Raw genomic sequence first — 13677 nt, 5'->3', positions numbered from 1 at the left:
GCTTCATCCGCCCCCGCCCCCGGCTCATCCCGGATTTCACGCGCTTCGTCGCGTGCCGCTTGCCCGGGTCCCGGCGCGCGCCCAGAGTCTGGCGCTGTCCGCTGGGAGCGCGCATATGAACAAGGGAATACCGTACCTGCTTGCCGTCCTGGTCGCGCTGACGCTGTCGGCCGACTGGGGTGCACCGGTGCTGGCCCTGTTCCAGCATGCCTATGCCTGCCTGGAGGGCGGCGGTGGCCTGGACCTGGTACGCCTGCGCTGTGAGGCGCAGCCCACCGGGTTGTGTGCCGCGCTGGCGACGTGGCCCTTCTGGGCGACGGCGGCGGCGGTCGCGGTCGCCGCCGTTCTGGCGGCGCGGCCGGGGGGGTGGCCGCGCGCACGGCACGCGGCCTGACGGCGGCATCCCCGGAACGTGGCCGGGCAGTGCATCATCGGCTGTCTACCCTGAGGAACTGCCATGCCCCTGACTGAGAAGGACAAGATGCTGTCCGGCCAACCCTATCGGCCGGGCGACCCGGTGCTGCAGGCCGACATGGCGGCAGCCAAAGCGTGGATGGTGCGCTACAACGCGGCCCTGGCGGCCTCGCCGGCGGTACGTCGCGAGCTGCTGCGCGAGCGTCTGGGCGCGGTCGGCGAGGGCGCGGTGATCCGTCCGCCGTTCCACTGTGACTATGGCAGCCACATCCATCTGGGCCGCGATGTGTTCCTCAACTACAACTGCGTGATCCTCGACGTGGCCGAGGTCCGCATCGGCGATGGCACCCAGATCGGGCCGGCCGTGCAGATCTACGCCGCCGACCATCCACGCGATCCGCAGCAGCGCGCCGCCGGGCTGGAATCGGCACGGCCGGTACGGATCGGGCGCAATGTGTGGATCGGGGGCGGTGCCATCCTGCTGCCTGGCGTGGAGATCGGTGATGACGCCGTGGTTGGCGCCGGCAGCGTGGTGACCCGCGACGTTCCTGCCGGGGCCACCGTGGTCGGCAATCCGGCGCGCGTGGTGGAGCGCCCGCACGGGGATTGATCCTGCTCAAGGCATGATCTCCACACCGGGTGTGCAATGGTGTCCCTTCCATTGCCCCTCCCTGGAGCCCTGTCATGTACAAGCGAATCCTGATTGCCACCGATGGTTCGGAGCTGGCCGAGAAGGGGCTGCTCAAAGGCCTGGAGCTGGCCAAGGACCTCAATGCGGAGGTCGACATCGTGACCGTGTCCGAACCCTGGGCGGTGGGCATGTACGACGCGATGGGCTGGAGCGTGGGGTATATGAACAGCCCCGAGTACAAGGCCGACCGCGAAGAGACCGCGCAGAAGGTGCTGGCCCCGGCCAAGGCGACCGCCGATGCACAGGGACTGCGCGCGAACACCGTGCATGTGCTCGACCGCTACGCGGCCGACGGCATCATCGACACCGCCACCGAGCGTGGCAGCGACCTGATCGTAATGACCTCGCACGGCCGTCGCGGCGTCACCCGGGTGCTGCTCGGCAGCCAGACCGCCGAAGTGCTGGCGCGCAGTACCGTACCGGTGCTGGTCATCCGCTGAGGCGTGGTGCCGGCCAGCGGCCGGCACTACGGGCGCAGCGCGAGCGTCTGCGATTCGTCCAGGCTGCCGTCCGGCTGCAGCACGACATAGCGTTCACCGCTGCGATCGAACAGCACCGGGATCGGGTCGCGGAACAGCGGGCGGCGGACGAAGCGCAGCACCCAGCCGAAATGCTCCAGCGTCTCCACCGCCTGCCGCTGTTCCGGGGTCAGGCCGGCCCGCAGCTGGGCGGGGTCCGGCGGTTGGCGGCGTTCAGGCGTGGTCATCGGGCGGGGCGGGCGACAGCGGCAGGGCAGGTGCTCACCAGCTGTAGAGCTTCCAGTAGACCGGCGATACGCCATCCTTGTCGTTGTCCATGCGGCCATCCCCGTTGCGGTCGTACATGTAGTACGCGGGGCCGCGCGAGGGCGTTACCTTGACCATGCGGAGCTGGCCGCTGACCCGGTATTCCTCGACGGTATCGCCGTTGTCCAGAGTGCGCCTGGAAATGTCCGCGCCGCTGACATCGACCGGGGGAGCGCCCGCGCCGCCGGTGGAAGCGCAGCCAGCCAGTGCGAGCAGGGCAGCCAGCAACAGGATCTTCATGGGCCGTAGGTCCTTGGACAGGGGAGTCCGGATTATGCCCCATGCGTTGTGAGCCCGGTGCCGCGAACCGCGCGGGCCGGGCGCGTAGAATCGTCGCATGAGCCGATTAGTCCTGATTGACGGGTCCAGTTACCTGTATCGCGCGTTCCACGCGCTCCCGCCGCTGACCAATGCGCACGGTGAACCCACCGGCGCGCTGTTCGGCGTGGTCAACATGCTGCGCGCCACGCTGAAGGAGCGCCCAGAGTTCGTCGCCTTCGTGGTCGATGCGCCCGGCAAGACCTTCCGCGACGACCTGTATGCCGACTACAAGGCCAACCGGCCGCCGATGCCCGATGACCTGCGCCCGCAGATCGAGCCGATGTGCCGCATCGTCGAAGCACTCGGGCTGAGCATCCTGCGCATCCCCGGCGTGGAAGCCGACGACGTGATCGGCACGCTGGCGCTGCAGGGCCACCGTGACGGCCTGCAGGTCACCATCTCCACCGGCGACAAGGACTTCGCCCAGCTGGTCCGCCCGGGCATCGAACTGGTCAACACCATGACCGGCAGCCGCATGGACTCGGACACGGCGGTGATGGAGAAATTTGGCGTGCGCGCCGACCAGATCGTCGACCTGCTGGCGCTGATGGGCGATGCGGTCGACAACGTGCCCGGGGTGGAGAAGTGCGGCCCCAAGACCGCTGCCAAATGGCTGGCCGAGTACCAGCACCTGGAGGGGGTGATGGCCGCGGCGGCGACCATGAAGGGCAAGATCGGCGACAACCTGCGCGCGGCGCTCGAGCGCCTGCCACTCAACCGCGAGCTGGTCACCATCCGCACCGACGTGGCGCTGGACGTCACGCCGCAGACGCTGCCGCTGCGCGAGCCGGACGTGCCCACCCTGAGCGAGCTGTACCTGCGCTACGGCTTCACCCAGGCGCTGAAGGAGCTGGGCGGGCCGGTACCGGCACCGGCCGCCGCCAGCGACGCCCCGGTCAGCCTGCGCGGCACGGCGGCCGGCTTCGCCCGCAGCACGCCGGCCGAGGCGGACACCGCGATCGACCCGGCGCTGTCCGCCCCGGGTGACTACGAAACCGTGCTCACCACCGAACAGCTCACCGCCTGGGTGGCGCGTGCGGAAGCAGCCGACCTGATCGCCTTCGACACCGAAACCGACGCGCTCGATGCGATGCGCGCCAATCTGGTCGGCATCAGCCTGGCGGTCGAGCCCGGCCGGGCGGCCTATATTCCGGTGGGCCACGACTACCCCGGCGCGCCGGCCCAGCTGCCGCGCGAGCAGGTGCTGGCCGCGCTGCGCCCGGTGCTGGAGAACCCGGCCAAGAAGAAGGTCGGACAGCACGGCAAGTACGATCTGCACGTGCTGCGCCGGCATGGCGTCGAGGTGCGCGGTTACCACGACGACACCATGCTCGAGAGCTTCGTGCTGAACTCTACCGCCACCCGCCACGACATGGATTCGCTGGCGATGCGCTATCTGGGCTACACCACCATCAAGTTCGAGGACGTCGCCGGCAAGGGCGCCAAGCAGATCCCGTTCTCCCAGGTGGGCCTGGATGAAGCCGGCCGCTACGCCGCCGAAGATGCCGACATCACCCTGCGCCTGCACCACGCGCTGCAGCCGCAGCTGCGGGCGGTGCCGGCGCTGTACAGCGTCTACCGCGACATCGAAATGCCGCTGGTGCCGGTGCTGGCCACCATCGAGGCCAATGGCGTGCACATCGACATGGCCGAACTGCGCCGGCAGAGCCAGGACCTGGGCGTGCGCATGCTGGCGGCCCAGCAGAAGGCCACCGAGCTGGCCGGCCACACCTTCAACCTGGATTCGCCCAAGCAGTTGCAGGCCGTGCTGTTCGACGAGCTCAAGCTGCCGGCCCTGGTGAAGACCCCCAAGGGCCAGCCAAGCACCAACGAAGAGGCGCTGGAGGCCATCGCCGAACAGCACGAGCTGCCGCGGGTGATCCTGGAGTACCGCGGGCTGGCCAAGCTGCGCAGCACCTACACCGACAAGCTGCCGGAGATGGTCAATCCCGATACCGGGCGCGTCCATACCAGCTACCACCAGTCCGGTGCGGCCACCGGGCGGTTGTCGTCCTCCGACCCGAACCTGCAGAACATCCCGATCCGCACCGACGACGGTCGCCGCATCCGCCGCGCATTCGTCGCGCCGCCGGGGCGCAAGCTGCTGGCCTGCGACTACTCGCAGATCGAGCTGCGGATCATGGCCCACCTGTCCGAGGACCCGGGCCTGGTGCGTGCGTTCGAGCAGGGGGCGGACGTGCATCGCGCAACGGCGGCCGAAGTGTTCGGGCGTGCGCTCGACGACGTCACCCCCAATGAACGCCGCGCGGCCAAGGCGATCAATTTCGGCCTGATGTACGGCATGAGTGCGTTCGGCCTGGCGCGCAATCTGGGCATCGACCGTGGCCAGGCCCAGGATTATGTCGCGCTGTATTTCAGCCGCTATCCGGGCGTGCGCGATTTCATGGAGCGCATGCGCCAGCAGGCGCGCGAGCAGGGCTACGTGGAAACCCTGTTCGGTCGCCGCCTGTATCTGAACGACATCAACGCCCGCAATCAGGGCCTGCGTGCCGGCGCTGAACGGGCGGCGATCAATGCGCCGATGCAGGGTACGGCGGCGGACATCATCAAGCGCGCGATGGTGCGGGTGGATGACTGGCTGCAGACCCAGGACGGCCAGGCCCGGATGATCCTGCAGGTACACGATGAACTGGTCTTCGAAACCGAAAGCAGCTTCCTCGAAACCTTGCGTTCCCAGGTCGTGGCGCTGATGTCCTCGGCGGCGGAACTGCGCGTGCCGCTGGTGGTGGACGCGGGCGTCGGCGACAACTGGGATGAGGCGCACTGAGGGGTTTTCGGCCGCAGAAGGATGAACTTGTTCATTACGCGGCCGTAATCTGACTCTTCGATGAATGTTTCCGTGACGCGGCGAGGATTAATTGGGCCCCTTCACGAACTATCAATGTTCGAGGTGCTTTTATAGACCTCGACAGGCGCAACGCCTGTTGTGGATCTCTCCCATCCCCTGGAGCAGATCTCGGAACGGGGGCTCCTCCCCAAGCGCCCGTTCCCCGGCCCCGCTGACCTCCCCCTGGTCGGCGGGGCTTTTTATTTGGGCCGTTGCCAGCCGTACGGCCGCCCCGGGAGGCCCCCTGTCGCAACTGCCGATTGCCTGCAGCCCGCGCTCTGGCCCATCCTGCCGGCACGTTCCGGGGAGAGTGCAATGAGCGATCTGTTTGCCTTGGCCATGCCGTGGTGGGAATTCATCCTGCGCGCGGTGGTTGTCTACGTGGTGGTGCTGGGCATGGTGCGCCTGTCCGGTAAACGCGCGCTGGGCCAGATCACGCCGTTCGACGTGCTGCTGATTGTGCTGCTCGGCAACGCGGTGCAGAACGCGCTGCTGGGGCAGGACACCTCGCTGGGCGGCGGTCTGCTGCTGGCGGCGACGCTGATCCTGATCAACTAGTCGGTCGGTTGGCTCAGTACGCGCAGCCGTCGCATCGAAACGCTGGTCGAAGGCGAGCCGGTGCTGATCGCACGCGACGGCAAACTGCTGGCCTCGGTGCTGAAACGGGAACTGGTGACCCAGGCCGATTTCAACGCGGCCATGCGTCAGCAGGGGTGTCGCGATGTGAGCGAAGTGGCGATGGCGCTGCTGGAGATCAACGGCCACATCACCATCGTGCCCAAGGACAAGACATAGCCTCGGGTTGCCGCGTCACACCCAGTCGCGCGGCACCAGGTAATCGGCCAGCCGCGCCTCGTCGCTGCCGCTCTCGGGTTGGAAGCCATACTCCCAGCGTGCGCGCGGCGGCAGGCTCATCAGGATGCTTTCGCTGCGACCGCCGCTCTGCAGGCCGAACAACGTGCCGCGGTCGTAGACCAGGTTGAATTCCACGTAGCGGCCGCGCCGGTACAGCTGGAACTCGCGCTCGCGTTCGCCGTAGGGCGTGGCCTTGCGGCGCGCCACCAGCGGCAGGTACGCATCCAGGAAGCCGTCGCCGACCGCACGCAGGTAGGCGAAATCGCGCTCGAAGTCGCCATGCAGGTCGTCGAAGAACAGGCCGCCGACGCCGCGCGTTTCATTGCGGTGGCGCAGGAAGAAGTATTCGTCGCACCAGCGCTTGTGCGCGGCGTAGCGCTCGTCGCCGAACGGTGCGCACAGGTCGTGCGCCACCCGGTGCCAATGCTGCACGTCTTCGTCGAACGGATAGAACGGGGTCAGGTCGAAACCACCGCCGAACCACGACGCCACCGCCTCGCCATCGCGCTCGGCGCGGAAGTAGCGCACGTTGGCGTGCGTGGTGGGCAAATAGGGATTGAGCGGGTGGAACACCAGCGATACCCCGGTCGCCCGCCACGAGGCGCCGGCCAGTTCCGGCCGGTTGGCCGAGGCCGAGGGCGGCAGGCGGGTACCGGACACGTCGGAGAAGCCGATGCCGGCCTGCTCGAACACCGCGCCATCGCGCAGGATGCGGGTACGGCCACCGCCGCCCTCGGCACGCTGCCAGAGGTCTTCGGTGAACCGCGCCCGGCCGTCGGCGGCCTCGATGGCCGCGCAGATGCGGTCCTGCAGGTCGGTCAGGTAGCTGCGTACGCGTTCGAATTCATTCATGGCGCGTACTTTACCGCAGCCGCGCGAGGTGCCTGCAGCCGGCAGGCCGCAGGCACCGGGGGCTCAGCGGCCGCCCTTGCGGTTGCGGTTGGACGATGCGGGCGCGTCGTCCGCCGCGGGACCGGCGGTGTCGTCCGATCCGGTGTCCTCGTCCTCCTCGCGGCTCAGCCGGTCGGCCATCCGTTCCAGGTTGCCTGACAACTGCAGCATCGCCCAGTTGCGGGTGGCGTGCACATCGCAGGCGACATGGGTGCCCTTGCCATCGCGGGCGCACAGGGCCTGCATCGATTCGGGAATGGCCTCATCGCCGGTGTGCTCGTACACCGTGACCAGGTTCTCGCAGCCTTCGCGCACACCGGCGGTGCACATCTTCTGGTAGTAGGGGGCTGCCTCGGCCCAGCGATCGCCCAGCGCCAGGCGATGGCCCATCGCGTTGCAGCCCTGCAGGCGGCCGGCATCGCAGCAGGCCTGCGCGCCGCGCTCGCTGCCGCCGGTGGGGCAGTCCTGGGTCAGCGGCACCTCGACGAACACCACCGACGCGGCGCACTGGCCGGCCGCGCCTTCGCGGGTGTAGTAGGCGTAGCGGTTCCACGTGTCCACGCCGATCAGGCTGCCGTTGGCGAGCGGCTGCAGCACAAAGTCGTCACCCTTGTCGTGGCGGATGCGGATCTGCCCGTCCTCCAGGCGTGCGCGCAGCTGGCCACTGAGCGGCATCTGCACCAGCCCACCATCGCCGAAGGCCAGGCTGTCCATCAGCCCGGTGGCGGCCGTGTACTGGCCACAGGGCAGGGACGTGGCGGCGACCGGCCGCATGTCGGCGGCCGTCAGGCCCTGCAGCGGCGCAGCTGCGGTGCAGCTGTCCGGATTGCCGCCCTTGGTGCAGGCCAGTTGCAGCGCGTCACGGGCCGGCAGCCAGCGCCCGGCGGTCCACAGGGCCTGGGCCACGTCCTGGCAGAACGTGCCGGCCGGGTAGGCGCGACACAGCGCGGTCACGTCGTCCAGCGCGGCCGCCGGCAGCGGGGCCGGCTTCTGGCTGCTCAGCAGGATGCTGGCGAATGCCTTGGCCATCGCCATGCTGGCCGCTTCCTTGCAGGCCTCGGCATCGTACTGGCCGCTGTCGGGCTTGCACGATGCCGGTTCCTGCAGGTCCGGATCCTCCTCGCCGATGTCCTCGCGCGTGACGGCTTCGCGCGCCTCGGTTTCGTAACTGGACAGCAGCGCCTTGCAGGCCGCCGGCACGCCCTCCGCGCACCACGGGCGCAGCACGTCGCGGTCGGCCATGCGGATGTCGTCCAGGCAGGTACCGATGCTGGCACGGCAACTGTTCTCCGGGAACTGCACAGGCGGCTTGCAGCGCGCCGGCTCGCTGAGTCGGTACGTGAGGTAACCGGCTTCGAGGCTGCGGCCGCCATCGGTGATGTCCGCCTCCAGCACCACCCCGGCATCGGGGTCGGCCATCTTCAGTTGCTTCCCCAGGCGCCGCAGCAGATACGGCTCGCGGGCACTCCCGGGCATCTGGCGGTAGCCCTGGTTGGGGCTTTCAATGACGATCCGGGTGGGGTTGTCGTCCGCCTGATAGGTACCGCATTGCAGCGTGATGGACGGGGCGGACGCCGGGGCCGCCGACAGCAGCGCCACCGGCGCTGCCAGACCGGCCAGCGTGGCCAGTACACGAATCAAGGACATGGGAGGTACCTGTACGAAAAAAAAGGATCAGGGGACCGGGCCGGCACTGCCGACCGGAGTCACGGGAAGCGGCGCTGCGTCCTCGGCGGGCGCGGTCCAGTCGGCGCAGGTGGCCGCTTCGCGCAGCCGATAGCGCTGGCCATCGTTGACCAGGGTCTGGTCGGTTGCGTCGTAGTCGATCCGGTACTGTCGCCCATCGCCGAGCCCGGTCAGGCGCCAGTGCGCGCCGTCCGGCTCCAGGCGGAAGTAGGTCGGGTCGTCGGGCGGGAAGGGGTAGACCACCGTACCCCTGCCCACCACCTCCAGCGCCGGTCCGTCCTCGCCGACCACATAGCGGCCGCACGGGATGTGCTGCGCGTCGGCCAGCGCGCTGCCGGCCAGCAGGCACGCCAGCGCGCCCGTCCCCCACCGCAGTCGCCGGATCACGGAAAGAACCGCGCGCGCACGTCGGCGCGCCACAGCCGCTGCACCAGCCACAGGTGCAGCGCGAAGAACACGATCGCCGCCAGCGCGAGCAGGCCGGTCCAGATCGCGCGCTGCACGCGCAGGGACGCACGCAGCGCCTGGATATCCGGGGTCTGCACGGTGGTGGCCAGTGCGGCCTGCATGTTCTGCAGAAACAGGTCCATCAGCCACGGCACCACGAAATTGAGCAGCGCGGTCAGCACCAGCAGGAAGGTGAAACCCACCAGGGCCCAGCGCTGGAAACGCAGCAGCCCCCAGCAGGCAGCCACGCCGAACAGGCTGAGCAGCAGGGCCGCCGCGGTCAACGCCTGGGCATGCGCAATGCCCAGCTTTACCGGCTCAGGCAGCAGGGTCCACCAGTCGCTCTCCCACAACGCCATCCTCGTGGCGTCGGTCAGCAGCAGCGGCAGCGCGAGCATCTGCACGGCGAACCACAGGCTGGAGGCGGCGCACACCAGGAGCGAGGCCTTGGCCATCGGCGCGATGAAGTCGTCGGCGCGCGGTGTACGTAGCGGTAAATGGGGAGGAGGCAATGACATCCGGTGTCCTGGGTGACCAGACCGCGATGTCAGATCGCGGCCACCGCACGTGCGGCCGCGGGCAGGATATGGTCTGCGCTCAACGGTGCCAAGCGGCAATTGTGCGGCGGTACGCCTGCAATCCACGCCAGCTCCGCGATTTCGGCGCGTGCCTGCGGCGTTCCCGCCACCCGCACCTGCCAGGCGTGGGCGCGAACCCGGCGGCCCGGCTCGTTCACCGCCCAGGCTTCGAACGCCCCCAGCGGCAAGGCGCTGCCGGCGTCCAGCCGCACGCCCAGTTCCTCGTGCAGCTCGCGGGCGAGGGCGTCCAGCGGCGCCTCACCCGGCTCGGGTTTGCCACCGGGCTGGATGAACGTGTCCGAGCCGTGCTTGCGCACCACCAGCACGCGGCCGGTGGTGTCGCGGATGACCGCGGCGACGATCTCGATCGGCGCCGCGTCGTGGCTCACTTCAGGTTCTCCTCGAACAGCTTGAGGATGCGCTTGTACTGGTCCAGCCAGGAATCCGGACGCACGTAGCCGTGGCGTTCCAGCGGGTACGGCGCGATCGTCCAGTTGTCCTTGTGCAGCTCGATCAGCTTCTGGGTCAGATTCACCGAGTCCTGGAAGAACACGTTGTCATCCATCATCCCGTGGGCGATCAGCAGGTGGTCCTGCAGGCCATCGGCGTACTCGATCGGCGACGACGTGCGGTACGCCTCCGGATCGATGTCCGGCGTGTTGAGGATGTTGGCGGTGTAGCCGTGGTTGTACTGGTGCCAGTCGACCACCGGGCGCAGCGCGGCACCGGCCTTGAATGTGCCCGGCGAGCGGAACAGCGCCATGAAGGTCATGAAGCCGCCATAGGAGCCGCCGTAGATGCCGGCATGCGCGCGGTCACCCTGCTTGGTGTCCACCAGCCAGTCCAGGCCGTCCTTGTAGTCTTCCAGCTCCGGGTGGCCCATGTTGCGGTAGATCGCCGTGCGCCAGTTGCGGCCGTAGCCTTCGCTGCCGCGGTAATCCATGTCCAGCACGATGTAGCCCTTCTGCACCAGCAGGTTGTGGAACATCTGCTCGCGGAAGTAGGCCGGGTAGCGCTGGTGCACGTTCTGCAGGTAGCCGGCACCGTGCACGAACATGGCGATCGGATACTGCTTGCCCGGCTCGGGGGTTTCCGGACCGTAGTACTTGGCCCAGACCACGCCGGCACCGTGCTTGGACGGCACCTGCACCAGCTTGGGCTGGATCCACTCGCGCGCCTTGAAGGCGGCCGTACGGGTGTCGGTCAGCAGCCTGGCCTGGCCACCGGCGGTGGGGACCACCGCCACCTGCGCCGGCAGGTACGCACCGGAGTAGCGCACCAGCAGCTGCTGGCCGTCCGGGGACAGCGAGAAGTCTTCCACACCGTTGAGCGAGGTCAGCTCACGCACCTGCCGGCTGGCGGTGTCCACCGCACACACTTCGTAGTCGCCGGGCGACTGCTGGTTGCACAGGAAGTAGAAACCGCGGCCATCGGCGCTGGGCACCGGCATCGAGGTTTCCCACGAGCCGCGGGTCAGCGCCTGTGGCTTGGCCGTACCCTGCTGGGTGTACAGGTGTGAATACCCCGATTCCTCCGACAGCAGCCACAGCGTGCGGTTGTCGCTGGACCAGCCGAAGTCGTTGAAGCCCCAGTTGATCCACGCGCTGTCGGTCAGCCGGTGGCGATTCTCCAGCCTGGCGCTGGCCGCCGAGACGCTGACGATCCAGCGGTCCTTGTTGTCGTTGGCGCGCAGCATGATGGCCGCCTGCTGACCATCGGCGCTCCAGCGGATGCCGGGGCTGCCCGGGCCGGCCAGCACCTCCAGCGGACGGTTGCCCTTCAATGCGTCCTTGCCGGCGGCCTTGCGCAGCGCGGCCAGCGGATCGGTGCCGATGCCGGGCAGACCGTCCAGCGACAGCGGCTTGACCGTGCCGGCCACGGCATCGACCAGCCACAGCGCGTGCGGCTCCGGATCGTTGCGGCCCACGCGGGTGCGGGTGTCCTCGAATTCCTCATAGCCCGATTCGGTCACGTACTTGGGCATCTTGCCGCCGCGGCCTTCATCGAAGCTCTTCGGCTTGGTCACCACGATCAGCGTGCGGGCATCCGGCGACAGCACGCTGTCGACGATCTCCACATCGGCGCCCAGGTACACCGGACCCGGGGCGCGGGTGCTGTCGGCGCGGCGCCAGCTCGCTTCCTGCTGCTTGAGCGCCTCGCGCTGCGCGCGGTCGTTGCGCAGCGTGGCCAGGGTGCGCAGCTGCTGGTCGCGCAGCACATCGGCCTTGGGCGCGTCATCGGGATTCTTCTCGGCCTTCAGGCTGGCCACCTGCTGCACGCCCCCGGCGGCGGTCCAGTGGAACCAGTTCTGGCCGGTGCGCCAGATCACCCCGCCGTCGCGGGCGAACGCCACCGCAGCGGATTTCTCGGTGCTGCGGGTCAGCTGGGTCAGCGCGCCGCTGCGCAGGTCGCGGAGGAACACATCGCCGTTGCGCACGAACACCGATCGCTGGCGCGCGCTGTCGTACACCGGACTGTCCACGTCCAGCGTGCCGCGCTGGTCGTCGCTGACCTGCACCGCCACGCCACCGCCGATCGGCTGGCGGAAGGTATCGCGGACCGGGCTGCCTGTGCGCTTGAGCTGGTACTCGACCTGCTGGCTGTTCCAGGACCACCACGCGCTCTCGACCGGCGGGCCGATCCAGTCCGGGTCGGCCATTGCCTGCTCGATGGTGATCGGCGTCGGCGCGGCGTGGGCGGCTCCGCCGAGGGCGGCGAGCAGCAGCAGGGACAAGGGCAGCGTTCTGGGCATTGCGGGCGGCACCGTAGAGGAAAACCCGGCAAGCGTAGCAGCCGTCAAGGCCCGCCGAAGGGGCCACAGGTCATGGGGACAGGATCGGAAAAGTCGCGCGTGCGCAGGGGTCCACGCGGAGGAGCGGATGGGGATGCGGCGCTGGCCATCACCGTTCGTGCGTCGAGCGAAGTCCGCGTTGATCAATCTTCGAAATTTCATAGAAACATCAATCGCTTATTCAAACTTTTCCTATGGTGGCACTCCGCTGCCTCCGCCCAGAATTCACGCGGTGACGCACGGTGCGGGGTACTCCCGCCCGGCCATCGGGCGGCCTGGAGCCTCCGTGCCAACAAGGAGTGGATCGGTCATGGAAGGGATATACGCGCTGCGGGCGGCACTGGCGGCCGCCACGCAGGAGCGGCGCCACCTGCGGCTGGACACGCTGTTGGGAGCGCGGCTGGGGGCGGTCGAGGCGTTCAGCGGCATCGAGCAGGTCGATGGTGCGGGTTTCGTGCTGGACGTCCTGGTGCTGTCGCTGGAGGCCGATCTGCCGCTGGAACAGTTGTACGGCACCCCTGCGCTGCTGCAGATGCAGACCACCGGCGCGCCACGCGCGTTCCACGGGCACGTCACCGCCGTTGAACGGCTCGGCAGCAACGGCGGTCTGGCGCGCTATCGGCTGCGCCTGCAGCCGTGGCTGGCGTTTCTGGCCCAGCGCGTGGACAGCTACGTGTTCCATGACCGCAGCGTGGTGGAGATCGTCGAGGACATCTTCGCCGACTACACCGGTCTGGTGCCGGCCTGGCGCTGGGCGCTGGCCGACCGCAGCCAGTACGCCAGGCGCAGCCTGACCACGCAGTACCAGGAGTCGGACCTGGGCTTCCTGCAGCGGCTGCTGGCCGAGGAGGGCATCTACTACTGGTTCGAGCATGCCGGCGACCCGGGCAACGCCCGCCTGGGCGCACACACGCTGGTGCTGGCCGATCACCACGGCGACGTTCCTCGACTGGGCACCGTGCGCTTCCACCGCCGCGATGCCACCGAGCGCAGCGACAGCGTGCGGCACTGGCGCGTGGCACGGCGCTGGTGTCCGGCTGCCGTGTCACGCCAAAGTTGGGATCACCGCACCGCCACCCTGCGCCACGCGCGTGCCGAGGTACCGGCGGAGGTGTCGGGTATCGGCGAGGACATCGACACCAGCGGCCCGTACGGCTGGCAGGACAGCGCCCGCGGCCAGCGCCGCGCGCAGCAGCATCTGGATGCATTCCGCGTGCGCGCGCACACCATCGAGGGGCAGGGCAGCTGGCGCCAGCTGGTGCCGGGCGCGCAGTTCCAGTTGGGCCAGCATCCGGGTGTGGACGCCGGCACGAGCTTCCTGTGCCTGTCGGTGCAGCACCAGGCCCGCAACAATCTCGAGGCGGACATCC

Annotated in this window: 13 protein-coding genes and 1 pseudogene; 6 read left to right on the top strand and 8 right to left on the bottom strand. The window is 68.8% G+C overall.

The genetic code is table 11. The features are described from left to right. Window positions 1–115: 115 nt before the first annotated feature. From OC534_RS18955 to OC534_RS18945, 3 genes are all read left to right on the top strand, one after another. Window positions 116–394 (top strand): hypothetical protein, encoded by a 279-nt coding sequence (locus OC534_RS18955; protein ID WP_017357489.1) that lies wholly within the window; start codon window positions 116–118, stop codon window positions 392–394. 63 nt (window positions 395–457) lie between these two features. Next, window positions 458–1024, top strand: coding sequence for a sugar O-acetyltransferase (locus OC534_RS18950; RefSeq protein WP_262072392.1), 567 nt, complete (start codon window positions 458–460; stop codon window positions 1022–1024). Window positions 1025–1098: 74 nt separating this feature from the next. Continuing rightward, window positions 1099–1545 carry a universal stress protein gene (locus tag OC534_RS18945; RefSeq protein ID WP_017357491.1) on the top strand — a complete coding sequence of 149 codons (447 nt, stop codon included), beginning with the start codon at window positions 1099–1101 and terminating at the stop codon, window positions 1543–1545. A gap of 26 nt (window positions 1546–1571) precedes the next feature. Here OC534_RS18945 and OC534_RS18940 read toward each other — a convergent pair whose 3' ends face one another. Both OC534_RS18940 and OC534_RS18935 read right to left on the bottom strand, forming a co-directional pair. Further along, a complete protein-coding gene (locus OC534_RS18940; protein WP_017357492.1) occupies window positions 1572–1811 on the bottom strand; it encodes a hypothetical protein in 240 nt (79 codons plus the stop codon). A gap of 34 nt (window positions 1812–1845) precedes the next feature. After that, a complete protein-coding gene (locus tag OC534_RS18935) occupies window positions 1846–2130 on the bottom strand; it encodes a DUF2782 domain-containing protein (RefSeq protein WP_017357493.1) in 285 nt (94 codons plus the stop codon). A 97-nt stretch (window positions 2131–2227) separates the two neighbouring features. Here OC534_RS18935 and polA point away from each other — a divergent pair, with 97 nt between their 5' ends. Together polA and OC534_RS18925 are read left to right on the top strand one after the other, a co-directional pair. Then, entirely contained in the window at window positions 2228–4999 is a 2772-nt protein-coding gene (polA, locus tag OC534_RS18930) for a DNA polymerase I (protein WP_262072391.1), read from the top strand. Window positions 5000–5374: 375 nt separating this feature from the next. Continuing rightward, window positions 5375–5854: pseudogene (locus tag OC534_RS18925) on the top strand (YetF domain-containing protein). A gap of 15 nt (window positions 5855–5869) precedes the next feature. On the opposite strand, the gene hemF reads toward OC534_RS18925, so the two are convergent. The 6 genes from hemF to OC534_RS18895 form a co-directional block, all read right to left on the bottom strand. Continuing rightward, window positions 5870–6766 carry an oxygen-dependent coproporphyrinogen oxidase gene (hemF, locus tag OC534_RS18920; protein ID WP_136006420.1) on the bottom strand — a complete coding sequence of 299 codons (897 nt, stop codon included), beginning with the start codon at window positions 6764–6766 and terminating at the stop codon, window positions 5870–5872. Window positions 6767–6829: 63 nt separating this feature from the next. Continuing rightward, window positions 6830–8452 (bottom strand): hypothetical protein, encoded by a 1623-nt coding sequence (locus tag OC534_RS18915; RefSeq protein ID WP_262072389.1) that lies wholly within the window; start codon window positions 8450–8452, stop codon window positions 6830–6832. Between the two features lie 27 nt (window positions 8453–8479). Beyond that, window positions 8480–8878, bottom strand: coding sequence for a hypothetical protein (locus OC534_RS18910; RefSeq protein WP_017354626.1), 399 nt, complete (start codon window positions 8876–8878; stop codon window positions 8480–8482). After that, window positions 8875–9456: a hypothetical protein gene (locus tag OC534_RS18905; protein ID WP_262072387.1), complete on the bottom strand. Its 582-nt coding sequence runs from the start codon at window positions 9454–9456 to the stop codon at window positions 8875–8877. The genes OC534_RS18910 and OC534_RS18905 overlap by 4 nt, the downstream gene beginning before the upstream one ends. A gap of 29 nt (window positions 9457–9485) precedes the next feature. Then, window positions 9486–9905: an NUDIX domain-containing protein gene (locus OC534_RS18900; RefSeq protein WP_017354624.1), complete on the bottom strand. Its 420-nt coding sequence runs from the start codon at window positions 9903–9905 to the stop codon at window positions 9486–9488. Further along, window positions 9902–12268, bottom strand: coding sequence for a S9 family peptidase (locus OC534_RS18895; protein ID WP_168355654.1), 2367 nt, complete (start codon window positions 12266–12268; stop codon window positions 9902–9904). Before OC534_RS18895 ends, OC534_RS18900 begins: the two co-directional genes overlap by 4 nt. Before the next feature lie 349 nt (window positions 12269–12617). Between OC534_RS18895 and OC534_RS18890 the strand changes: the two genes are divergently transcribed. Then, on the top strand, window positions 12618–13677 hold a 1060-nt coding region (locus OC534_RS18890; RefSeq protein WP_262072385.1), incomplete at its 3' end, for a type VI secretion system Vgr family protein.

The sequence above is a fragment of the Stenotrophomonas sp. Marseille-Q5258 genome, assembly GCF_946900935.1.
GTDB lineage: Bacteria > Pseudomonadota > Gammaproteobacteria > Xanthomonadales > Xanthomonadaceae > Stenotrophomonas > Stenotrophomonas nematodicola.
The sequence above is the reverse complement of the archived record's forward strand: the minus strand, read 5'-3'. Positions and strand labels throughout refer to the sequence as shown.